The sequence below is a fragment of the Dankookia sp. P2 genome (assembly GCF_050632255.1).
Lineage (GTDB): Bacteria > Pseudomonadota > Alphaproteobacteria > Acetobacterales > Acetobacteraceae > Paracraurococcus.
In genome coordinates this window covers 483,626-503,749 of the sequence record NZ_CP192581.1, presented here as the reverse complement: position 1 = coordinate 503,749, position 20,124 = coordinate 483,626, and the positions used below count along the sequence as shown (strand labels likewise).

The following is a 20,124-nucleotide window of genomic DNA, read 5'->3' as shown; positions in this document are numbered from 1 at the left end:
ACATGGATCGCGGCTTGAAGGGCAAGGCGGCGCTGGTCAGCGGTGCCAGCAAGGGGATCGGCCGCGCCATCGTGCAGCGGCTGGTCGCCGAGGGAATGCAGGTGCTGGGCATCGCCCGCGGCGGCTGCGACGTGCCGGGCGCGATCGGCCTCGCGGTCGACCTGCGGGACCCGGCGGCGCCAGCGGCGGCGGTGGCGCATGCGGTGCGCGACTTCGGCCGGCTGGACCTGCTGGTGAACAGCGCCGGTGCGACCCAGCGCGGCGACTTCCTTAAGCTCGACGACGCCGCCTGGGCCGACAGTTTCGCCGGCAAGTTCTTCGCCGCCGTCCGCCTGACGCGGGCCGCCTGGCCGGCGCTGCAGGCGGCGGAGGGCGGCGTGGTGCATATCGCAGGCGTCGGCGGCAAGATCGCCAGCGCCGACTTCGCCATCGGCGGGTCGGTCAACGCGGCGCTGATGAACCTGACCAAGGCGCTGGCCGACCGCGGCGTGCAGGATGGCGTGCGGGTGAACTGCATCAACCCCGGCAGCATCCGCACCGACCGCCTGACCGGCCGCATCGCCACGGTGATGCGGGATAAGGGGCTGGACGAAGCGGCGGCGGCAGCAGTGCTGGCGACATCCACCGGCGTCGCCCGCTTCGGCGAGCCGGAAGAGATCGCCGCGCTGGTTGCCTTCCTCGCGAGCACCGAGGCCAGCTACATGCAGGGCGCCATCATCGACATCGACGGGGGCTGGAACCGCGCGCTTTAGCGGTCGCGCCGCTCGCCCTGCTTCGGCGCCAGGCCGTATTGGCCGACGAGCGCCCAGACATGGTCGGGTATCATGTGCTTCATGCTGCGTGGTTCCTCCCGTCGCAGGTGCAGCACGGTTTCCACCGCCTTCATCTCGACGCGGGCACGGGCAGATTCCAACCCGCGCGGACCGATGCGCGGCATCAGCCAACCGATGATGGGCCGCAGCCAAGCGGGCATGCGGCGCAGCGGCAGGCCGCCGGCGGCGCGCTCGGTATTCGCCAGGAAGCCCTTCACCGCGCCGGCGCGCTTGCCGGCGCTGCCGAGCACAGCGGTGCGCAGTTCCTCGCCCAGCAGCCCGACGAGTTCCTCCCCGCGCGCATTGCGCACCAGCAGCCATTGCTCGCCCTGGCCGCCCATGTAGCCGACGGTGATATCGGCCAAGACATTGGTGTAGTCGACGCAGGTGCGGCAGATCAGCGGGAAGAAATCGGGCGGCAGCTTCGAGATCGGCAGCTGCAGGAAAGGGATGGTGCGCGACCGGCCATCCGCGTAGCGCAGCTCCACCTGATAGTCCGCGCGGAATTCCAGGTAGGTGATGCCGGAAGGGTCGTCCTCGAGCAGCGCCAGGAAATCGTGGAAGCGCTCGGTCGTGGTGTTGTCGGAACAGGGCGTGCCGATCACGTACAGCCGCTCGAAGCCTAGCTCCCGCTCCATCGCCCGCAGCGCGTGGACCTGGCAAGGGATGCCGATGACGGCGAGCCGCCGGTATCCCGCCGCCCGCGCCGGCTCCAGCAGAGCCAGCAGCGGTGCATAGCCCATCCGCATGCCGCGGACTTGCGCCATGCCGGCTGGCTTCGTCACCATCACCGGCACCGGCCGCCAGCGGTCGGCGGGGTCCGGCGCCATGGTCAAAACCGCATCGACCGCGCCGGTCTCCAGCAGCCGCTCGGCGATGCGGGTGGCGATGCCGGTCCATTGCGCGCCCTCCCGCGCCGGGGCGAGAGAGGCGCGCAGCATGCGGCGGAAGGGGCCGAAATGCAGCTCGTCCGGCCGGTTAGGGTCGCGGGGGCGACCATGGACCGCGGCCTCCAGCGCCGGGTAGTCGGGCCGGATGAACTGGCAGGCGCGGCCGCAGGCCTTCGGGTCCCTGGTGCGGGAGATCCCGCAATCCGTGCAGAGGCCGCGCGGCGCGGCCTCCCGCAGCTTCGGCGCCCAGACCGCGCCCGTCCCATCCGCCATGCCGCGCCCCCATCCGGGGCGCAGCCTAGGGCAGCGGATCAGACGCGGGAACTGGGCCGGTAGAAGGGCTCGTGCCGCGAAGGGTCGATGTAATCGGTGTAGAACCGCCTGGCATGCGGCAGCAGCGCCTTCGACAGCTTGCGCCGCTCGACCTCGTCGTCCGACAGCGCCTTCGACAGGTCGTCGTGCAGCTGCTTCAGCGCGCTGTCCTTGTCGACGCGGGTAAAGGTGCCGCCTTTGTAGATCACCTCGCCATCGCACATCACGGTGGTGACGGCGCTCGCCTTGGCGCGCTGGATCACAGCATCCAGCGTCGGGGTCAGCTCGTCCAGGTAGGGATAGGCGAGGCTGTCCCAATCGATCAGCGACAGGTCGGCGCCCTTGCCGATTTCGAGCGTCCCGAGCGTCTCCCGGTAGGGCGTGGTGCGGGCGCCGCCAATGGTCGCCATCCGCAGCACCTGGGCCATGCCGGGGACCTCGGCCTCTTCCATGCCGGGCACGCGGTGCGCCCGCAGCACCAGCCGCATCTCCTGCAGCATGTCGCGGTCGTCGTTGATGCCAGCCTCGTCAAGGCCCATGGCGGTGTTGATGCCGACCGCCTCGAACCGGTTCAGCGCCGCCACGCCAGAGCGCAACCGGAAGTTGGAGGAGCAGTTGTGGCAGATGCAGCTGCCGCTGGCCGCCAGCTTCTCGATGTCGGACTCGTTCAGCCAGACGCCGTGGCCAAGGGTCAGGTTCGGCCCGAGCATCCCGAAGCGCTCGATATAGTCCACTGCGGTGCCGCCGCCGCGGCGCCTGGCGTATTCCTTCTGGTAGGCGGTTTCCACCAGGTGCATGTGCATCGGCGTGTCGTAGCTGCGGGAGAGCTCGGAGAGCGCCGCCAGCGCCTGGTCGGAGCACCAGTGCAGGTTGGCCGGGGCCAGCTGCACCTTCACCCGGCGCTTGGCGTTGTGGCTGCGGTGCAGGGTCTTGAAGAGGTCGAGGTTGTCCTCGAGGCTGAGCTGGAAGCGGTTGTACCAGCGTTGCATCGGGCCGCGCAGCTCGGGCGGCAGGCTGGCGACGAAATCCTCGTCCTTCTGGTAGACCAGCCGGTTCTGGTCGCGCAGCGCGAAGCAGTAGGACACCCGCATGCCGATATCCTCATAGGCGCGGATCAGCTCGGCGGTGCGGGCCTCGACCTCCGGCAGGCCGCCGGGCAGCCAGCCATGGATGTGCTGCACGGTGGTGATGCCGGAGCCGATCATCTCGAAGGCCGAATAGAGCGTGTCGAGATAGATGTTCAGGTTGCGCGCGACCATTCGCGTGACGAACCAGAGCTCGAGCGGCATGTCCGGCGAGCCGAGCTGCACCGGCGTCAGCCCGACATGGTGGTGGCCGTTGACGAAGCCGGGCAGCAGGATCTCCTTGCCCGTGCCGATCACCGGCACGGTCGGGTGCTTCTTGTGCAGGTCGTCATAGGTGCCGACCGCGGTGATGATGCCGTCCTCCTGCAGGACGGCGCCGTCGGGGATCTCCTCCCATTCCGTGGCGGAGAGCGTCTTGGTGATCATGGCGCGGCTGCGCACCAGGGACACGGCCATGGCCGGCTTCCTCCAAAGTTGCGATGCGGGACGTCAGCCCGCGGTCAGGGCTTCCTGCTCGGCGAAGGCGCGATCGACCTCGCTGCGCAATTCCTCGGTCAGCTGGCGCCGCAGCGCCTCGGCCTCCGGGGAGAAGGGGTCGCGCGGCCGTGGCAGGTCGACCGGGATGATCGACTTGATGCGGCCGGGGCGGGCGGTGAAGACCACCACACGGTCGGCCAGCGCCACCGCCTCGTCGATATGGTGCGTGACGAAGAGCACCGAGGCGCCGCTGTCGCGCCAGACATCCAGCAGGAAGTCCTGCATCTTGGCGCGGGTCTGCACGTCGAGCGCGGCGAAGGGCTCGTCCATCAGCAGCACCTTCGGCCGCATTGCCAGGGCGCGCGCCACCGCCACGCGTTGCCGCATGCCGCCCGAAAGCTCGTCGGGGCGCTTCTCCATCGCCTCGGCCAGGCCGACCCGCTGCAGGGCCTCCCGCGCCACGGCGCGGCGCTCCGCTTCCGGCGCGCCGCGGATGGAGAGGCCGAAAGAGACGTTCTGCCAGACCGTCAGCCAGGGAAAGAGCGAGGTCTCCTGGAAGATGAGCGACCGGTCGGGGGAGGGACCCTCGACCGGGTCGCGGAAGGCGAAGATGCTGCCCACCGTCTGCCGCTCGAGCCCGGCGATCAGGTAGAGCAGCGTCGACTTGCCGCAGCCGGACGGGCCGAGCAGGACCACGAACTCGCCCGGCGCGATGTCGAGGTCGATGTCGCGCAGCGCCTCATGCGCCCGCGCTGTGCCCGCTGCCCAGGTCTTGCCAACATTGCGGCAGACCACGGCATCCTGCGACGACCAGGGGGTATGGGAATCAAAGGCCACGCAGCACCCCCGCCGTTTCCGGCACCCAGTAGAGGACCCGCTTCTGCACGAAGCGCAGCAGCCAGTCCGAGAGGAACCCCAGCAGCCCGATCAGCGCGATGGTGAAGAAGACCAGCGACGGGTTGAAGGTGTTCCGCGCCATCATGATGACCTGGCCCAGCCCGAAGCCGACGCCGGTGCTTTCCGCCACCAGCACCACCATCCAGGCGCCGAAGAGGTTCAGCCGCAGCACGATCAGCAGTTGCGGCAGGATGGCCGGGATGATCACCCGCGCATAGACCTGCCGCTTGCTCGCCCCCATGGTGCGGGCGACGTTGATGAAGTTGCGGTTGACATTGTCGATCTGGCTGATGGTGGAGAGCACCATGTGGAAGAACAGCGCCACCACCACCATGAAGATCGCCGGCGCGTTGCCGATGCCGAAGATGAAGATCGCCACCGGCAGCCAGGCGATCGGCGAGACCGGCGAGAGCAGGGTGATGGTCGGCAGCACCAGCTTCTCGAGGATGCCGAAATAGCGGATCAGCACGCCGATGCCGACCGAGAGCGTCGCCGCGATCAGCAGGCCGACCAGCACGCGCATGCCGGTGGCGCCGATCGTCATGAAGACCGCTTCGTAAGGGGAGGGGCCGCTATTCGCGTCGACGCCGATCTGCCAGCGCGTCGCGGTGTTGAAGAAGCGCGCCTGGTCCGGGATGTTGCCGAGGAAGATATGCGGCGGCGGCAGCAGCTTTTCGTCCGCCCAGCCGAGCGCCCAGAGCAATTCCCAGATCCCGGCGAAGAGCCCGACCGAGAGCACCGCCCAGCCGAAGCGCGCCAGCGCCTGCCGCGTCGCCGCCGAAAGGCCGGTGGCGGCCACCGCGGGGCGCGGCACCACGGCCGCGCCCGCCACATCGGTGTTCATCGCGGGCCTCAGGCCGACTTGTGCTTGAGCTGGCCGTAGAGCGCGGCGTTCTCGGCGATCACCTGCTCGAGCAGGGTCCAGTCGATCGCGTCGCGGCCGGGCTTGGTCTTGATGTAGCCCATCTCCAACAGGCTGTCGGTGCGGCCCAGGATGAAGTCGGTCTGGCTGCGCGCATCGACCACCGCGGGCTGCTTCGACATGGCGATCTGGCCATTCGCCATCGAGGTCTTGTAGTAGGTGCCGATCAGCCGCTTCAGCACCTCCTCCTGCTGCGTCTCGGCCATCAGCTGGGCCTTCATCATGCTCTTGATAACTGCCTTCAGCGCCGCCGGGTTTTCCTTGATCAGGCTGGCGCGCGTCGCCAGCACGCAATCGGTGTAGCCGGCGCCGTAGATGTCGCGGCCGTTCGACAGCATGGTCGCGCCGGGGACGTCGTTCACCAGCGCCGTCGCATAGGGCTCGATGGTGCAGATCCAGTCGATCGCGCCGGCCTTGAAGGCCTCCACCGCCTCGGGCGTGTTGCCCATGTAACGGACCTTCACGTCCTTGAAGCTGATGCCGTGCTTCTTCAGGTAGTCATAGGGCATCACCTCGAGGGTATCGAGCTGGAAGGTGCCGAGCGTCTTGCCCTTCAGGCTGGCCGGCGTGGTGAGGCCGGGGCGGGAGACGATGGCGCAACCCTCGACCCCGCCGCCGGCGATGATCTTCACCGGCGCGCCGGCATTATGCAGCGCAACGAAGGAGGTATAGGGCATCAGTCCGAGATCGACCTGGCCCATGCCGAGGAATGTCACCTGCTCGGCGAAGGTCGGCGTATTGATGAACTGGATTTCCAGCCCATCCTCCTTCGCCATCTGCAGCGAATGCGCGAGGAACAGGTTGAGGTTGCAGAAGCCGGTGCCGTGCGTCGACTTCAGGCTGCCCTTGGACTGAGCATGCGCTGCGCCGCCGAAGCCGGCGGCGAAGGTCAGCACGCTGGCGGCCGTCGCTGTCATTACGCTGCGCCGGCTGGCCTTTGCCGCCCGGCTGATCGCGGCATAGTCGGGAAGGATTGAGGCCCCATAACGGTCACACATCGCTTGTCCCCTCCGGGGAAGGGCAATGTGGCGTGGCCCATCCCCCTGAACCTGGATGACGATGGCACGCCTACCGGAGCTGCCGCTGTGCGGCGCTGCGCTGCGAACCGCTGAGCAATTCACATGCCAGTCTGGGGCATCTGGTGCGGGGCGAATTCCTCAGTGGCCGCTGCCGCGCCTGCGGGCATGGCCTGCCGGATTTCGCGCCAGCGCCTTAACGAGGCCCCGGGGGAATTCGCCTCTTGCGCAATGTCTCCGATGATTTTCCGCGTGTATGCGGTGGTGCGGCAATGTCGCAGGCCGGGACTTAGCGGCTTGCCCCACGCGCCTGCAGCGTCGCCGTGTTGCGTGCCGCAACAAAGGGAGCGTAGCGTTGCCCCCGAAATCCCGCGCAAGCGGGCAGGAGAGGGAACGTTCTGTGCCGGAAGTCCGGTCCGCGCTGCGATAACTCAGCCTTTGCGCCACCGGGTTTTCCAGGATGGGTGGTGTTCGCACCCGACATGCAACCGGCACGATGCTCCTTCCCGCATGGCCTGGCCTGTCGCTCCTGCGGCGGCCAACGACGCATGGAGGGGATGATGGCTCATGCTGCCCGGCGGAGGGCTGTCGCAATCCACCCGATGTGCCGGCAGAGGCCAGGCGCCGTGCCCGCGCCACCCCGTCGCCCGCCGCCCTGCTGATCGCGCAGGGGGGAGAGCGCGATGCCCAACGATCTCGGGATGACCTGCCGCCAGCAGGCGAAACGCTGGACCCGGGCGCCGGACCGCGCCAAGGGCGGGTGTCGGGGCGGCCCGGCGCTGGAGGCGGTGGTACGGCGCTCGGTCGTGCCGGGCTTGGCCCGGCTGCACCGACCGGGCCGGCCGCCGCCCGATATCGGCTCCGTGCAGCGTGCCTGGCTGGCGGAGGCCGGCGCCTTGGCCGAGGCGCTGCCGAGGCTCGACCTGGCGGAGGTGGCGCGGGCGCTGCGCGCCCTCAACCCCGGCGGCACACGATTCGAGGCGGTCTGCCACGACGTGCTGCTGCCCGCTGCCGCGCGGCTGCGCCGGCAGCGCGATTGCGAGCCGGCCGACGAGGCCGGCTACCTGATGGGCGTCTGGCGGCTGCGGATGCTGCTGATAGGGCTTGACGACGATGGGCAGGTGACCGCCGCCCGGCCGCGTCGCGGCGCCTCCGTCCTGCTTGTCGCCGGCAAGCTTGCTGGCCCCGACGCTCGAGCACGCCGTGGTGCTGCGGCTGTTCGAGCGGGCTGGCTGGTCGGTGCATAGCTGCGGCCGGCTCGCCGAGGCTGATCCGACCGCGATCGCGGAGCATAGCCGCTTCGACCTGGCCTGGTTCAGCATCGACGACGCGACAGATCTCGGCCGGCTGTCGGGTCTGGCGGCGGAGATGCGGCGCGCGTCTTGCAACCACGGCATCCGCATCGTCTCCGGCTGGCTGCTGTCCGAGCCGCCGCCGCCGGCGGCGGCCGTCGGGGCGGATGCGCTCACCCCGGATGCGACACGGGCGGCCGTGCTGGCCGGCCAGGTGATAGCGCTCCACTGACCGGGGGCAAGCGGGTCAGCGCCCGGCGCGGCCGCGATACCGCTCCCAGCCGCCGAGCAGCGCGGCGAGCTGCTCCTGCTGCGGGACCTTGTCGCGCCGCAGTCGCTGCAGCTGCCGCCGCAGCACGAGGATCGGGTGGCCGGCGGCAAGCTCCGCGCCGGTCTCCAGCGCCCGGAGAAAGTCCGGGCCGCGGACCGGGTCCGACCGCTCAATCACATAGGCGCCATAGCCCATGACCGAGGCGCGGCCATGGTCGATCATCTTGCGGCCGAAGCTGCGGAGCTCGAGCAGCCGGGGATGCCGTTCGAGGATGTCGCGGATTTCCGCCGCGGTGGCCTTGGCATGCCGCGCGCCGGACGGCCGCAACTCCCGCTGCCAGAGCAAGTTCGCCATAGCTGAGACCAGGGCGCGGTCGCCGAAGCAGTCCAGCGACGGGCCGAATTCGGCCGGCCGCTTCGCATGCAGGTCGTATGTGGCCTGCGCCGCCGGTGCCAAGCCGCGGATGACCGGGACCTCGATCGCGCTATCGGCCAGGATCACCGCCATGAGCCGATGCTGGCCGTTCAGCAGCAGCCCGTCGGCGGCGAAGCAGATCGGCTGGGCATTCACCATCCAGCGGCCGCCGACGATGTCGCGGGCGATCGCCGTGACATGCGCCTGGACGATCCGGCGGTTGCGGGTGTTCTGCCGCAGATAGGCCCGGGCCTGGTCCGGGCCGATCGACCTCGATCGCCCAGTGCGGAGTGCCTCCGGTCTCCAATGCCGGGGCGGCCTCCGGCTCTGGCGCCGCCGGGACAGGCCTGGTCTCCCCGAGCCCGGCATAGCCGTGCAGCCGGGGGAAGGGATCGGCTGGCCGGCCAGGCCGGTCGCCCATCCAGGTGAGGCGGCGAAGCGGGGTGCCGCTTGCGGTCGCATTCAGCGCGAGGATCGAGAGCGCCAGGAGGCGGGCAGGCGAGGGGCGGACGGCACGGTCTTCCCTGCCGCGGTCGATTTCGTGCCGCAGCAGCACGCCGGGTTCAGTCAGCGGGTGGCCGTCGGCATTAGCGAGAACCTCCAGCAGTCGGGCGGTGGCGGCCGGATCGGCGCGCCGCCCCATGAAGAGCAGCGGTGTGCGCACCGGCTCGGGCAGGGTGGTGTCGACCGTCGTCAGGCTGGCCGCCGCCGCGGCCGGCAGGTCGGGGTTGGCCGCCAGGGCGCGGTCCATGCGCGCCCAGGACGGGGCGGCGGCCTTGCCGAAGCCGAGCCGCCCGTCCTCGTAGTGCAGCAGCTTCACCAGCGCCGCCTGCACGGCATGCGCATTGCCGATTCCGCGCGCCTCTAGTACCCCGGCGAAGGAGCGCCGGCGCTGCTGGTCGATGGTGTGCAGCACGTCGTCGTCGACGTCCTCGGCGACGAAGGTGGGAAAGGCGACCCCGGCCGCGACGCAGGCCTCCAGCCGCTGCAGCCCGTCCAGCAAGATGCCGCGGCGCGACAGGATGATGGGCATGCCGTTCAGCAGCCAGCGTCCCAGGCGCATGGCCTCGGCATAGCTATGGATCGCGGCGGGGTTCGGCCGGCTTCCCGGGCGGCGGTGTACCAGCAAGGCGGCCGATTGCGTCGGGGTCAGGCTGGCCTGGCGGAAGGTGATGCCGGCCGCCATGACGTGCCTGTCCGGCCGCGATCGCTGGCCGGGCTGCAGGGCGGGCAGGCTGCATGGCAGGGCTCGCTCCACGGGGTCGCTGGCTTGGTCCGGCGGCCTTATCTCCGGCGCGGCATGACCCGGTTCATGCCAGGAGCCGGGCGCGACCGCTACGTCCGTGACCGCAGATCGCCAAGCCGGACGCGCGATCAGCCGTAATGCGCGGCCCAGGGCGGCGGGAACTCGTCCCATTCGAGCATCGCGCCGCGGGCCTGACGGGCATTGTCGGCCGCGGCAACTGCCCGGGCCAGCAGGTCGAGAACATGCGACGCCTGCTCCGTGGCGCGATCCGCCGCCTGCGGGTCGGCCGGCAGGGCCGCTGGCGGGCGAAGGCGGTCCAGACCGAGCCATCGCGGCGCCTGACCTCGACCGTCTGCTCAAGCCTGGTGCCGTCGCGCCGCTGGTGGCGTGCGACCTGACCGCCCGCGATGGCCGCCATCCCGGGCGTGGTCGGGCCGGCGAGGGCGCAGGCGAGGCTGTCATCCGCCGCAAGGGGGAGGTCCGCGCGGGTCCGGTTTGCGAAGGAGTCCATGTCAGTCTGCTGCAACCTGCACCGTCGCTAGTGCCCCGTCACTGGTTCGGTCGTGCCGCGACCGCGCTGCCGGGGGTGCCGACGATGGTGGTCTAGGCGGCAATCATGGCCAAGAGAGGGCGGATTGGGGATCGCGGCATGGCAACCGGTCGCCTCGCAGGGGGGACGTCAGCGACGATCCGGCGGGTCGCTCACCGACGTCCTGCAAATGGTCGGGTTTCGCCGGGCGGAACTCGCGCGGACTTGCAGTCTGTTTCGCAGATGCGAAATCACGAATGCGAATGCATTGCGCTCGGATATCTGCAATCTTGAGTTGTGTATCAAGATTTATGACAATCGCTGCAGGCTGGCGGCACAGCGCCTAAGCCAATGAAAATGCGGTAATTGACGACCGTCTCTGCACCACCATGGGACGATACCGGTCGTCGGAACTTCGTCTGGCCTCTTGAGAAAAATTGCATTCGATGTAACTCGATCGTGTTGCTTGTGAGCGAGGCGTGCCGGTTTTTCGCAAACCAAATACGAGAAAGTCTTGATTAACGATAAACCCTGAGAGAGGTTGTCGCCGGTTAGCGTCCTGAAGCGACCGGTCGATGGTCACCGCAGCGGCGCCGTAGCATCGGGCGACGGGCAAACATGTCAGACATCTACCTCCACGGTCAGGCACCCGCGTCCGCCGCTGGCTTCCTGTCCGGGACGGGCGTCCCCGGCTTCGGCCGCGCCCTCAAGCGTGGTCTCGACCTTCTCGGGGGGTGACGCTGCTGCTGCTGACCCTCCCGGTCATGCTGGTCGTCGCCTTCGTCATCCGGCGCGACGGTGGGCCGGCCGTGTTCCGCCACACCCGCATCGGTCTCGGCGGTCGCCCGTTCCCCTGCCTGAAGTTCCGCTCCATGGTCATGGATGCCGATCAGCGGTTGGCCGCGCTGCTGGCCGCGGACCCTGCCGCCGCCGAGGAGTGGGCGACTCGCCGCAAGCTGCCGCGGGACCCGCGCATCACTCGGATCGGCGCCTTCCTCCGGCGCACCAGCCTCGACGAACTGCCGCAGCTGTTCAACGTGCTGCGCGGCGAGATGAGCCTCGTCGGGCCCCGCCCGGTGGTGCAAGAGGAACTCGACCTTCACTACAGCCCGGCCGCGGCCGCGGCCTATTGCGAGATGCGCCCGGGGGTCACCGGACTTTGGCAGATCAGCGGCCGCAGCGACACGACCTATGTCGAGCGGGTCACGCTCGACACCCGCTATGTCCGCGGCTGGTCGCTGCTCTTCGACATCAAGATCCTGCTGGAAGACCATCCCCGCGGTGTTGAAGCGCCGCGGCGCGGTCTGAATGGCCAGGCGCTGCGTCGCATGACCGCCTCTCTCCCGTCCCGGCAGCCGCACCGCGCCTTGCCGGGCCTGCCGCAAGCCGCCGCGGGGACGGCGCAGGCAGCGGCCCTGGACCCGCTGACCCTGCCCCGCCAGACCCGCGCGCCGACGGCCGCGGATGTCGCCGTAGGCCTGCGGATCCGCACCCTGCGCCGCGCCGCCGGGCGGACCCAGAAGCAGCTGGCGCTGCATGTCGGCGTCACCAACGCGCAGCTGCACCGCTACGAGGCCGGCATCTCCCGCGTGGCCGCTGGCCGCCTCGTAGCGATCGCCCAGGCGCTCGAGGTCCGGGTCGAGGATCTGCTGAGCGAGGGCGGCGCAAGCGCCGCGCCGGCAATGCCGCATGGCGAGGAGTTCGCCAGCCTGGCGCGCGCCTTCGCCGCCATCACCGATGCGCGCCACCGCGCCGCGCTGATCTCGCTCGCCAACACCATGGCCGGCGCCACCGCCGCCCTGCCACCGGGCGAAGTGGCGTGATGACCTGCCGCCCTCCGCCTCTCCTCTGCCGCGCCGTCGCAGGCTGCCGCCTTCCCCACCGTCGCGTCCCGACCGCAGGCGCTGGCAGCCCGACCGATCCAGAAAGGCATCGCATGACCGTCATCACCGGGACCCTTGTCCAGGCTGCCGGCCGCGTCGTCGCTGCGGCCGCCCCTCAGCCGCCGCTGGAATCTGTCGCCGGCGGACCCGCCGTGCATCCCTTCGTCACGGTCGTGGTGCCGGCGCTGAACGAGGCCGCCTATATCGAGGCCTGCCTGACGAGCCTGGTGAAGCAATGGCCGGCGGCGGCCTGCGAGATCATCGTCATGGATGGTGGCAGCCGGGACGCCACCGTGGCCCTGGTCGAAGCCTTCGCGGCGCGCCACCCGATGCCGGAATACCCCTCCATCCGTGCCCTGCCGAACCCGCAGCGGATCCAGTCCGCCGCGGTGAACCTGGCGGCCCGCCTGGCGGCCCCGCGCGCCACCATCCTGGTGCGCGCCGATGCACATGCCCATTACCCCGCCGGGTTCGTCCGCCGCTGCGTCGGCGACCTGCTGCGCACCGGGGCGACCTCGGTGGTGGTACCGATGGCCAACCGGTCGCAGCCCGACAATGGCCTGCAGCGGGCGATTGCCGCGGCGCAGTCCAGCCGGCTCGGTAATGGTGGCTCGGCGCACCGGGCCAGGCCGCGCTCCGGCTTCGTCGACCACGGCCACCATGCCGCCTTCGACCGCGCCTTCTTTTTGTCGGTCGGCGGCTACGACGAGAGCTTCACCCATAACGAGGATGCCGAGCTGGACCACCGGGCGCAGCTCTGCCGGCGGTCGGGTCTGGATGTGCGCCGACGAGCCGGTGACCTACTTCCCGCGCAAGCACTTGGTCGCGCTGGCCCGGCAGTATTTCCGCCATGGCGCGGGCCGGGCGCGCACGCTGCTCAAGCACCGGCTGAAGCCGCGGCCGCGCCAGATGGCGCCGGTCGTCGCGCTCGGCCTCTGCCTCGCCGGGCTCCTCGCCCTGCCGGTCCTGCCCGCCTTCTCCTGCTGGCGCTGGCCTATCCCCTGGGCTGCTTCGCCTGGGGCGCGCTGCATGCGATCCGGCAGCGCGACCCCTGGATGCTCGCCGCCGGCCCGGCACTGGTGACCATGCATCTGAGCTGGGCGGCCGGCTTCCTCCGCAGCGTCGTCCTGCGTGGCCGGCCGACGGTGCGGATCGCCCTCCTGGCTCCCGCGCCGGCCGGGCCGGTCCCGGCCGTCGAGCCCGGGACGGTCGCGATACGGCAGCAGGAGACGGCCGGCTGAGGGGCGTCGCCGGCGCGGCCAGATTTTCCGAGGCTTGGAATGCCTTATGGTTGAAATCCCGGGCTGGCGAAGATAGTTTGCGTTGAACGCATCTTTTCTTTCCAGCGAACGCGCAGCTTCCTCCGCTTCGACCCGGTCGGCACACCCCGTCAGGCTTTGCCCTCGCGGGGGCCGGCCGCGGCCCCGGATGCGGCGTCAGCCGCCTCGCGCCAGTGCCGGGCCGGTTCGCGGAGCACCGCCAACCGTCCCGTCGCGGGCAGTGTCGGCGACGGGCGGCGCGCATTGCCTCCATAGGGATATCTGATGTCCGCCTCCTTCATTACCCGGCCCCGCTCCCGGCGCGGCATCCTGCAGCTGGGCGCCACCACGGCCGTTTTGGCCACCACCGGCTGCAACACCTTCATCCCGAGCAGCGGGCCGCGCATCGCTGGCATCATGAACTCCCGCCGCGGTCCAGGCCGGCGACCCAGGGCCGGCCTCGGACCCTACGCTGCGCTATGCCGTGCTGACGCTTGACGCAAGCGTGGTCGCCGGGATGGAGCAGGAAAGGCCGCTCACCCTGTTCAGCGCCGGGCTGCAGGCCCGCCCCGCCTCGGAGGTCCGTTTCGGTGTCGGCGACGTAATCGGCATCACCATCTTCGAGACCCAGGCCGGCGGCCTGTTCATCCCGGCCGATACCGGCGGGCGGCCAGGCAACTTCGTCACCCTGCCGCAGCAGCAGATCGGCCGGGCAGGGATGGTCACCATTCCCTTCGCCGGCGAGTTGAAAGCCACCGGGCGTACCTCCGCGGAACTCGAGAGGGCGATCGCCGGCCGCCTGCGGCAGCGCGCGCTCGAGCCGCAGGTCATCGTCACCCTGGTCGAGCGCCGTTCCGCGGCGGTCTCGGTGGTCGGCGACGTCGACCAGTCGCTGCGGTTCTCGCTCGACCCGGGCGGCGAGCGGCTGCTCGGCGCCATCGCCCGCGCCGGCGGCACCCGCTTCGCCCCGCATGAGACACTAGTGACCCTACAGCGTGGCGGCGTCGCGGAATCGGCGATCCTGGCCGATATTGTCGAGGACCCCCGGCTGAACCTGCAGCTGGCACCCGACGACACCATCATCGTCGCCCGGCAGCAGCGCTACTTCCTGGCGCTGGGCGCTGTCGGGCAGACCGCCAGCATCACCCAGCTGAACCGCCGTTTTCCGTTCGAGGACCGCCGGCTCAGCCTGGGCGATGCGATCGCCCGGGCTGGCGGACTGCAGGATGACCGCGCCAACCCGAGCGCAGTTTTCCTGTTCCGCTTCGAGCGGCGGGCGGCGCTGCAGCGGATGGGGGTGTCGATCCCCCAGGTGCCGGGGAGGAGATCCCGACCGTCTATCGGACCGACCTGCTCAACCCCTCCTCGATGTTCCTCGTGCAGCGTTTCCCGATGCGCCACAATGATCTGATCTTCGTCTCGAACGCGCCCAGCACGGACCTGCTGAAATTCCTGCAGATCGTCCTGCCGATCGCCCAGACCGGAGCGCTGGGCGCCGCCATGGCGCGCCCCTGAGGGCAGGAATGGTCGGAGAGCTGGGCGAAAGGATGGCGTAAATATAACGCTTTCGTTAATGTTTGTCTGCTCGTCGCTTTCGTGATTGAATATCGTACACAAGCGTGCGATGCTCCGCTCGTTCCTGCCGACCTGACTGGGGTGGGCAGGGCGGGCGCGATCCGAAGGGTCGAGGTTGGTCCTGACCAGCGCCGGCACGACCGCGACATCCGGAGGCCCTATGTCCAGCCCCTGGCGTGCAGCGGGACGCCTTGGCGTCCTGCGCTTCCGCCTGCCCCGGCCGACGCTGGACGCCATGGCGGCCCCGTCTCTCGTTCTCCTCGGCTGCATCGTCCTGCTCGGGCTGCTGCTCGGCCCGCCCGGGGTGCCGATGGAAGGAAGCCCGCCTATCGCCCTGCATCCGATGATCTGGTTTGGTCTCGGCCTCGGCCTGCCGCTGCTGGCCGGCGCCGGCACCCTGCTGCGATCGTGGCAGCGGGAGAAGGCGCTGCGCGCCGACAAGCTGGCGCTCGAGGAGCGGCTCCGCATGGTCGCCGAGCTCAGCCATGCCTTCGAGGTCAGCGCCGTCATCCTGCGCGACGTGGACGGCACCATCCGCCACTGGTCGACCGGCTGCGAGCGGCTGTTCGGATTCACCGCGGCCGAGGCGATCGGCCAGCGGGCGCATGAGCTCCTCGGCACCCGCTTCCCCGATGGCGGCCGGCGGGCGGTGCAGGACAGCCTGGCCACGCTTGGCGAATGGCAGGGCGAGCTGCGGCATCGCCGCCGCGGCGGCGCGCCGGTGGTGGTGGCGGCGCACTGGATCCAGCGGCATGGCGGCACCGCCGGCGCGGTGGTGGAGGTGCATGCCGATGCCACCGCCCTGAAGGCCGCGGAAGCGGCGCTGCGGGCCGGCGAGGCGCGGCTGCGCCTGGCGCAGGAAGTGGCCGGGATTGGTACCTGGGAATGGGATCCCGAGAGCGACCGCTTTCTCTGGTCGCCGGAGCATTCCGCGCTGTTCGGCGCCATCCCCGGCGGTGCCGCGCCGCCGACACTGGAAGCCTTCCTGGCCTTGGTGCATCCGGACGACCGCGCCGCCGTGCGGGCCGGCGCCTGGCGAGGCGCTGGAGAGCGGCGAGTACGAGGCGGAGATCCGGATCCTCCGCGCCGGCCGCGACGGCGGAGGAACCCGCTGGCTGCTCGGCCGCGGCCGCCGTATGCCGGGCCCCGCCGGGCGGGTCGGGCCGATCCTGGGCGTCCATATGGACTTCACCGCCCGTAAGGAGGCCGAGGAGCGGCAATCCCTGCTGATGCGGGAGGTCGACCACCGGGCCAAGAACGCGCTGGCGGTGGTTCAGAGCAGTGCTGCGGCTGACCAAGGCGGAGACCGCGCAGGAATTCGGCCGGGCGATCGAGGGTCGCGTCGCCGCGCTGGCCCGGGCGCAGACCCTGCTCACCGAGAGCCGCTGGATGGGCGCCGACCTGAACGCCATGCTGCATGGCGAAGCTCGACCCCTTCCTCGGCAATGCCGGCACCACTCGCGTGACCTTCTCCGGGCCGGCACTGACGGTGGCGCCGATGGCGGCGCAGCCGCTGTCCATGACCCTGCATGGATCAGCAACCAACGCCGCGAAATACGGCAGTCTTTCGGCACCTGGAGGCGCACTCGACCTTCGCTGGAGCATTGACCAGGCCAGTGACCGGTTGCGGTTGCGCTGGACGGAAACCGGCGGCCCCAGGATTGCCGCGCCACCGAGCGGGCGGGGCTTCGGCTCCCGTGTCATCCGCACCACCATCCACGACCAACTCGGCGGCGAGGTCGTTTTCGAATGGCAACCGGACGGCCTGGTCTGCCTTATGGATTTGCCGCTCGGGCGGGTCGTGGCCCGGACGGATAGCGGCCGTCGCGCCTGAGGGACCGCCATGGCGATGATCCTGATCCTCGACGACCGCGCGACCAACCGCAGCATCTTCGCGCGGCTGGCCTCGGTCATCGAGGACGATGTCTCGGTGGAAGTGTTTGGCGACCCGTTGGACGCGCTCGAATGGCTCGAGGGCAACCGGGTCGACCTGGTGATCACCGACTTCAAGATGCCGGGAATGGACGGTGCGGAGTTCACCCGCCGGTTCCGTGTCCTGCCCGGGGGCGCCGCCGTGCCGGTCCTGGTGGTGACCGCGCATGACGACCGCAGCTTCCGGGTGCGTGCGCTGGATGCCGGCGCGACCGACTTCCTGCAGAGCCCGATCGACCATTTCGAACTGGTCACCCGGGCCCGCAACCTGCTGGCCCTGGGCCGGAGCGGGGGCGCCCTGGCGGAGCCGGTGCTGCCGCCCTTGCGCCCGCCAGCCGCCAACCCGGCGCCGCAGCCGGTGCACGGCGCCGAGGGCCTGGCCCGCATCCTCGACAGCCTGCCTGCCCAGGTCAGCGCCACCGACCGGGAAGGCCGCTGCATCTACGCCAATGCCGCCCTGGCGGCGACGCTCGGCGCCCGGCCGGATTCGCTGGTCGGGGCCGCGCCGGCCGCACTGTTCGGCGCCAGCCGGGGCGAGCGCAGCCGTGCCGCCGACCTGACGGTCCTCGCCACCGGGATCCCGCTGCCACCTTACCGAGGTCGGGCGCGGGCGGCGAAGCTGCTGACCACCAAGGCGCCGCTGCGGGACCAGACCGGCGAGGTCACTGCGGTGATCACCACCTCCATCCCGCTGGGGTCCATCCCGCTTGGACCGGAGCCTGATCGATGAGCCTGCGGGCCGCGTCACGCCGTCCGAGCCTCGGCGGCCTGCGCGGCCTGGTGGGTACCGAACAGGAAATGAGCTTCAACCGTCTGGTCTTCGCCGGCGCCTTCGCACTCTACCTACCCACCCTCGGCGCGCCGATCCTCGACGCCGGCCTGCCTTTGCTGGCGGTCTGGAGCGTCTGCGCGCTCGGCATCTTCCTGCATATCCGGCTGTCCCCGGCGGTCAGCACGCCGCGCCGGGCCTTTGCCCTGCTGGCCGATACCGGCTTCCTTTCGGGCTTCCTGCATTTCGGCGGCGCCTGGGCGGCACCCTTCTTCCCGGTCTATCTCTGGATTGCGCTCGGCAACGGCTTCCGCTTCGGCCCGCGTTGGCTGCTGGCCGGGATGACGGCCTTCGTCGCCGGATTCGGCGCGGTGGCGCTGACCACGCCCTACTGGCAGGCGCTGCCGGAGCTGGCCGCCGGCCTGCTGCTCGGCCCGGTCATCCTGGCGCTCTATGCCGCGACGCTGATCCGCAAGCTGTCCCAGGCGCGACTCGCGGCGGAGCAGGCGAGCGAGGCCAAGACCCGCTTCCTGGCCGGAGTGAGCCACGAATTGCGGACCCCGCTGAATGCCATCATCGGCATGGGCGGCTTGCTCCGCGGCACGCCGCTCGACGGCGGGCAGCAGGAGATGGCAGAGACAATCGACACGGCGGCCCGCGGCCTGCTCGGGCAGATCAATGGATTGCTGGACATCGCAAGGATAGAGGCCGGAGCGACGGTGATGCGGTCGGAGAGCGTGGATCTGGCTGCCCTGCTGGCCGAGACGCGTGGCCTGCTGCTGGCCCAGGCGCGCGAGAAGGGGCTGCTGTTGCGGCTGCACGTGACCCCTCGCACGCCAGGGCGGGTCCTGGCCGATGCCGCGGCGATGCGCGACATTCTGCTGAACCTCGGCGGCAATGCGGTGAAGTTCACCACCAGCGGCAGCGTCACGATCGCGGTGGACGCTGAGCCGGGGAACGCGAGCAGGGCCGGGCCGGAGGACGCGCTGCAGCTGCGGCTCGAGGTGAGCGATACCGGCATCGGCATCAGCGAGGCGGCGCAGACCCGGATCTTCGAGCGTTTCGCCCAGGCGGACGACACCATCGCCGGCCGCTTCGGCGGCACCGGGCTTGGCCTCGCGCTCTGCAAGGGGCTCGTCGAACTGGCCGGCGGCAGTCTCGGGCTGCGCAGCCGGCCGGGCAAGGGAAGCTGCTTCCACGTGCTGCTGCCGGTGCGGCGCGATCCGCTCATCGCCCAGGCTCCCACCGCCCTGCCGGCGCAGGTATTGCTGCTGGCCGAGGATCTCGGCGCCGCGGCCCCCGTCGCCACGACCCTCGCCCTGCTCGGCGTCGCGCTGGTGCCGCGCGCGGTGCCGGCCGCGACCTATGCCGCGCTGTGGGGCGGCGGCGCGCCGCCCGCCATGCTGCTCGTCTGCGCCGGGCCGGGCGACCTGCCGGAAACCGAATCGGTCGCCGCCGCGCTGCGCGGCGCCGGCCCGGCGGCGGCGCTGCCGATCCTCGCCCTCAGCGCCCTCGCCGCGCCGGGGCTGCCGGACGAGCCGCTGCGCCGCCGGGTGGTCGCCCTGCTGCCGGTCGCGGCCGGGCCAGCCGAGCTTGCGATGCCTTTGGCAGTCGCCGCCGCCCTGCTGCCGCGGCCGGCGGCGCCAGTCCCCGACCGCCCGGCGGTGGCGCCGATGCGCGTGCTTGTGGCTGACGACAACCGGGTGAACCGGCTGGTGGTGCAGAAGATCCTGGAGCGCGAAGGTCATGCCGTCACCCTTGCCGGGGATGGAGAGGCGGCGCTCGATCTGCTGGAGGTCGGGGAGTACGACCTGGTGCTGATGGACCTGAACATGCCGGGGACCGACGGCATCACCGCCACCAAGCTCTACCGCTTCAACGCGCTCGGCCGGCGGCACGTGCCGATCCTCGGCCTGACCGCGGATGCGACGCCGGAGGCGGCCGAGCGCTGCCGCGAGGCGGGGATGGATGGCTGCCTGGTGAAGCCGATCGAGCCGGCGCAGCTGGCCGCGGCGGTGGCGGCGCAGGCGCCGCACCCGGCTGCGCCGCGCCGGGCGGTGACCTCCATCGAATCCCATCCGCGCTTCCGCCCGGCCGCGCCGCCGGCGCTGGACCCGGCGGTGACCGCGGACCTTCTGGCGCTCGGCGGCCGCCGCTTCGTCGAGGATCTGGTGCGGGACTTCCTGGCCGATGCGGCGGCGGAGATGCAGGCGCTGGAGGGCGCGCTGGCCGAAGGCGACGTGGCGCGGTTCCGCAGCGCGGCGCATGCGCTGCGCAGCAGTGCGGCGAATATCGGCGCCCGCGGGGTCTTCGCCCTTGCCGGCGCGGCCGAGGCGCTGCCGACCGGGTCGGTGGCAGCGGCTGGGCCCCGCCATGCGGCGCAAGCTGGCCGAGGAGCTGGAGCGGGTACGCGCAGCGGGCCAGGACACGGCGGACGGTGCGGCCTAGACCGGCATCGCCCTGACTGTGCCGGGGCCAAGTCGGTCGGAGCCTCGTCAGGCCGGCGCTTCATGCCTTGCCTGCTTCGGCGCGCGAGGATCGCA

19 protein-coding genes and 2 pseudogenes are annotated in these 20,124 nt (G+C 70.7%); 13 read left to right on the top strand and 8 right to left on the bottom strand.

All coding sequences use genetic code 11. The annotated features are described in order from the left end of the window. Positions 1-2 precede the first annotated feature (2 nt). Positions 3-752 carry an SDR family oxidoreductase gene (locus tag ACQ86J_RS02870; protein ID WP_431269949.1) on the top strand — a complete coding sequence of 250 codons (750 nt, stop codon included), beginning with the start codon at positions 3-5 and terminating at the stop codon, positions 750-752. Here the strand turns inward: ACQ86J_RS02870 and ACQ86J_RS02865 are convergent. Genes ACQ86J_RS02865 through ACQ86J_RS02845 form a run of 5 tightly spaced genes read right to left on the bottom strand, consistent with a single transcriptional unit; the run spans position 749 to position 6,312 of the window. Continuing rightward, positions 749-1,975 carry a Coenzyme F420 hydrogenase/dehydrogenase, beta subunit C-terminal domain gene (locus ACQ86J_RS02865; protein WP_431269948.1) on the bottom strand — a complete coding sequence of 409 codons (1,227 nt, stop codon included), beginning with the start codon at positions 1,973-1,975 and terminating at the stop codon, positions 749-751. The genes ACQ86J_RS02870 and ACQ86J_RS02865 overlap by 4 nt on opposite strands. 38 nt (positions 1,976-2,013) lie before the next feature. Beyond that, the gene (locus ACQ86J_RS02860; protein ID WP_431269947.1) at positions 2,014-3,555 is read right to left on the bottom strand and encodes an amidohydrolase family protein; all 1,542 of its coding nucleotides are present in this window, start codon (positions 3,553-3,555) and stop codon (positions 2,014-2,016) included. Positions 3,556-3,588: 33 nt separating this feature from the next. Further along, positions 3,589-4,413, bottom strand: coding sequence for an ABC transporter ATP-binding protein (locus tag ACQ86J_RS02855; protein WP_431269946.1), 825 nt, complete (start codon positions 4,411-4,413; stop codon positions 3,589-3,591). Next, positions 4,403-5,317: an ABC transporter permease gene (locus ACQ86J_RS02850; protein ID WP_431269945.1), complete on the bottom strand. Its 915-nt coding sequence runs from the start codon at positions 5,315-5,317 to the stop codon at positions 4,403-4,405. The genes ACQ86J_RS02855 and ACQ86J_RS02850 overlap by 11 nt, the downstream gene beginning before the upstream one ends. 8 nt (positions 5,318-5,325) lie before the next feature. Continuing rightward, entirely contained in the window at positions 5,326-6,312 is a 987-nt protein-coding gene (locus ACQ86J_RS02845) for an ABC transporter substrate-binding protein (protein ID WP_431269944.1), read from the bottom strand. 782 nt (positions 6,313-7,094) lie between these two features. On the opposite strand from ACQ86J_RS02845, the gene ACQ86J_RS02840 reads away from it, so the two are divergent. Both ACQ86J_RS02840 and ACQ86J_RS02835 read left to right on the top strand, forming a co-directional pair. Beyond that, positions 7,095-7,658, top strand: a complete 564-nt coding sequence (locus ACQ86J_RS02840; protein WP_431269943.1) for a hypothetical protein — start codon at positions 7,095-7,097, stop codon at positions 7,656-7,658. Continuing rightward, on the top strand, positions 7,618-7,935 hold the full coding sequence (locus ACQ86J_RS02835; RefSeq protein ID WP_431269942.1) for a hypothetical protein: 318 nt from the start codon (positions 7,618-7,620) through the stop codon (positions 7,933-7,935). Before ACQ86J_RS02840 ends, ACQ86J_RS02835 begins: the two co-directional genes overlap by 41 nt. 15 nt (positions 7,936-7,950) lie before the next feature. Here ACQ86J_RS02835 and ACQ86J_RS02830 read toward each other — a convergent pair whose 3' ends face one another. Together ACQ86J_RS02830 and ACQ86J_RS02825 are read right to left on the bottom strand one after the other, a co-directional pair. Continuing rightward, positions 7,951-8,547, bottom strand: a complete 597-nt coding sequence (locus ACQ86J_RS02830) for a hypothetical protein (RefSeq protein WP_431269941.1) — start codon at positions 8,545-8,547, stop codon at positions 7,951-7,953. After that, complete coding sequence (locus ACQ86J_RS02825) at positions 8,459-9,574, bottom strand: hypothetical protein (RefSeq protein ID WP_431269940.1); 1,116 nt, start codon at positions 9,572-9,574, stop codon at positions 8,459-8,461. The genes ACQ86J_RS02830 and ACQ86J_RS02825 overlap by 89 nt, the downstream gene beginning before the upstream one ends. A gap of 302 nt (positions 9,575-9,876) precedes the next feature. Here ACQ86J_RS02825 and ACQ86J_RS02820 point away from each other — a divergent pair, with 302 nt between their 5' ends. The 3 genes from ACQ86J_RS02820 (at position 9,877) to ACQ86J_RS02810 (ending at position 13,287) form a co-directional block, all read left to right on the top strand. Further along, the gene (locus tag ACQ86J_RS02820) at positions 9,877-10,032 is read left to right on the top strand and encodes a hypothetical protein (RefSeq protein ID WP_431269939.1); all 156 of its coding nucleotides are present in this window, start codon (positions 9,877-9,879) and stop codon (positions 10,030-10,032) included. 865 nt (positions 10,033-10,897) lie between these two features. After that, positions 10,898-11,986, top strand: coding sequence for a sugar transferase (locus ACQ86J_RS02815; RefSeq protein WP_431269938.1), 1,089 nt, complete (start codon positions 10,898-10,900; stop codon positions 11,984-11,986). Positions 11,987-12,099: 113 nt separating this feature from the next. Then, the gene (locus ACQ86J_RS02810) at positions 12,100-13,287 is read left to right on the top strand and encodes a glycosyltransferase (protein ID WP_431269937.1); all 1,188 of its coding nucleotides are present in this window, start codon (positions 12,100-12,102) and stop codon (positions 13,285-13,287) included. 149 nt (positions 13,288-13,436) lie between these two features. On the opposite strand, the gene ACQ86J_RS02805 is transcribed toward ACQ86J_RS02810, so the two are convergent. Further along, a complete protein-coding gene (locus ACQ86J_RS02805; protein WP_431269936.1) occupies positions 13,437-13,712 on the bottom strand; it encodes a hypothetical protein in 276 nt (91 codons plus the stop codon). Between the two features lie 77 nt (positions 13,713-13,789). Here ACQ86J_RS02805 and ACQ86J_RS02800 point away from each other — a divergent pair, with 77 nt between their 5' ends. The 7 genes and pseudogenes from ACQ86J_RS02800 to ACQ86J_RS02770 form a co-directional block, all read left to right on the top strand. Next, a complete protein-coding gene (locus tag ACQ86J_RS02800) occupies positions 13,790-14,716 on the top strand; it encodes a polysaccharide biosynthesis/export family protein (protein ID WP_431269935.1) in 927 nt (308 codons plus the stop codon). Then, entirely contained in the window at positions 14,698-14,820 is a 123-nt protein-coding gene (locus tag ACQ86J_RS02795; RefSeq protein ID WP_431269934.1) for a hypothetical protein, read from the top strand. The genes ACQ86J_RS02800 and ACQ86J_RS02795 overlap by 19 nt, the downstream gene beginning before the upstream one ends. Before the next feature lie 220 nt (positions 14,821-15,040). Next, a complete protein-coding gene (locus ACQ86J_RS02790; protein ID WP_431269933.1) occupies positions 15,041-16,081 on the top strand; it encodes a PAS domain-containing protein in 1,041 nt (346 codons plus the stop codon). Between the two features lie 80 nt (positions 16,082-16,161). Then, a pseudogene (locus ACQ86J_RS02785) lies at positions 16,162-16,263 on the top strand (hypothetical protein); the annotation flags it as partial. A 34-nt stretch (positions 16,264-16,297) separates the two neighbouring features. Further along, on the top strand, positions 16,298-16,714 hold the full coding sequence (locus ACQ86J_RS02780) for a hypothetical protein (RefSeq protein WP_431272793.1): 417 nt from the start codon (positions 16,298-16,300) through the stop codon (positions 16,712-16,714). A 9-nt stretch (positions 16,715-16,723) separates the two neighbouring features. Further along, positions 16,724-17,542: a response regulator gene (locus ACQ86J_RS02775; protein WP_431269932.1), complete on the top strand. Its 819-nt coding sequence runs from the start codon at positions 16,724-16,726 to the stop codon at positions 17,540-17,542. After that, a pseudogene (locus ACQ86J_RS02770) lies at positions 17,539-19,860 on the top strand (response regulator); the annotation flags it as partial. The gene ACQ86J_RS02775 and the pseudogene ACQ86J_RS02770, both read left to right, overlap by 4 nt. Between the last annotated feature and the right edge of the window lie 264 nt (positions 19,861-20,124).

What these genes read in the sequence shown, in the direction of transcription:
- ACQ86J_RS02790 (WP_431269933.1), top strand. Translation starts at nt 15,041, where the DNA reads ATGTCCAGCCCCTGGCGTGCAGCGGGACGCCTTGGCGTCCTGCGCTTC.
- ACQ86J_RS02825 (WP_431269940.1), bottom strand. Translation starts at nt 9,574, where the DNA reads ATGGCGGCCGGCATCACCTTCCGCCAGGCCAGCCTGACCCCGACGCAA.
- ACQ86J_RS02820 (WP_431269939.1), top strand. Translation starts at nt 9,877, where the DNA reads ATGCGACGCCTGCTCCGTGGCGCGATCCGCCGCCTGCGGGTCGGCCGG.
- ACQ86J_RS02850 (WP_431269945.1), bottom strand. Translation starts at nt 5,317, where the DNA reads ATGAACACCGATGTGGCGGGCGCGGCCGTGGTGCCGCGCCCCGCGGTG.
- ACQ86J_RS02870 (WP_431269949.1), top strand. Translation starts at nt 3, where the DNA reads ATGGATCGCGGCTTGAAGGGCAAGGCGGCGCTGGTCAGCGGTGCCAGC.
- ACQ86J_RS02865 (WP_431269948.1), bottom strand. Translation starts at nt 1,975, where the DNA reads ATGGCGGATGGGACGGGCGCGGTCTGGGCGCCGAAGCTGCGGGAGGCC.
- ACQ86J_RS02860 (WP_431269947.1), bottom strand. Translation starts at nt 3,555, where the DNA reads ATGGCCGTGTCCCTGGTGCGCAGCCGCGCCATGATCACCAAGACGCTC.
- ACQ86J_RS02795 (WP_431269934.1), top strand. Translation starts at nt 14,698, where the DNA reads ATGCGCCACAATGATCTGATCTTCGTCTCGAACGCGCCCAGCACGGAC.
- ACQ86J_RS02845 (WP_431269944.1), bottom strand. Translation starts at nt 6,312, where the DNA reads ATGACAGCGACGGCCGCCAGCGTGCTGACCTTCGCCGCCGGCTTCGGC.
- ACQ86J_RS02780 (WP_431272793.1), top strand. Translation starts at nt 16,298, where the DNA reads ATGGCGAAGCTCGACCCCTTCCTCGGCAATGCCGGCACCACTCGCGTG.
- ACQ86J_RS02830 (WP_431269941.1), bottom strand. Translation starts at nt 8,547, where the DNA reads ATGGTGAATGCCCAGCCGATCTGCTTCGCCGCCGACGGGCTGCTGCTG.
- ACQ86J_RS02805 (WP_431269936.1), bottom strand. Translation starts at nt 13,712, where the DNA reads ATGCGCGGCCCGCTGCTCGGGATGAAGGTGTTGCAGCCGGTGGTGGCC.
- ACQ86J_RS02840 (WP_431269943.1), top strand. Translation starts at nt 7,095, where the DNA reads ATGCCCAACGATCTCGGGATGACCTGCCGCCAGCAGGCGAAACGCTGG.
- ACQ86J_RS02775 (WP_431269932.1), top strand. Translation starts at nt 16,724, where the DNA reads ATGGCGATGATCCTGATCCTCGACGACCGCGCGACCAACCGCAGCATC.
- ACQ86J_RS02810 (WP_431269937.1), top strand. Translation starts at nt 12,100, where the DNA reads ATGACCGTCATCACCGGGACCCTTGTCCAGGCTGCCGGCCGCGTCGTC.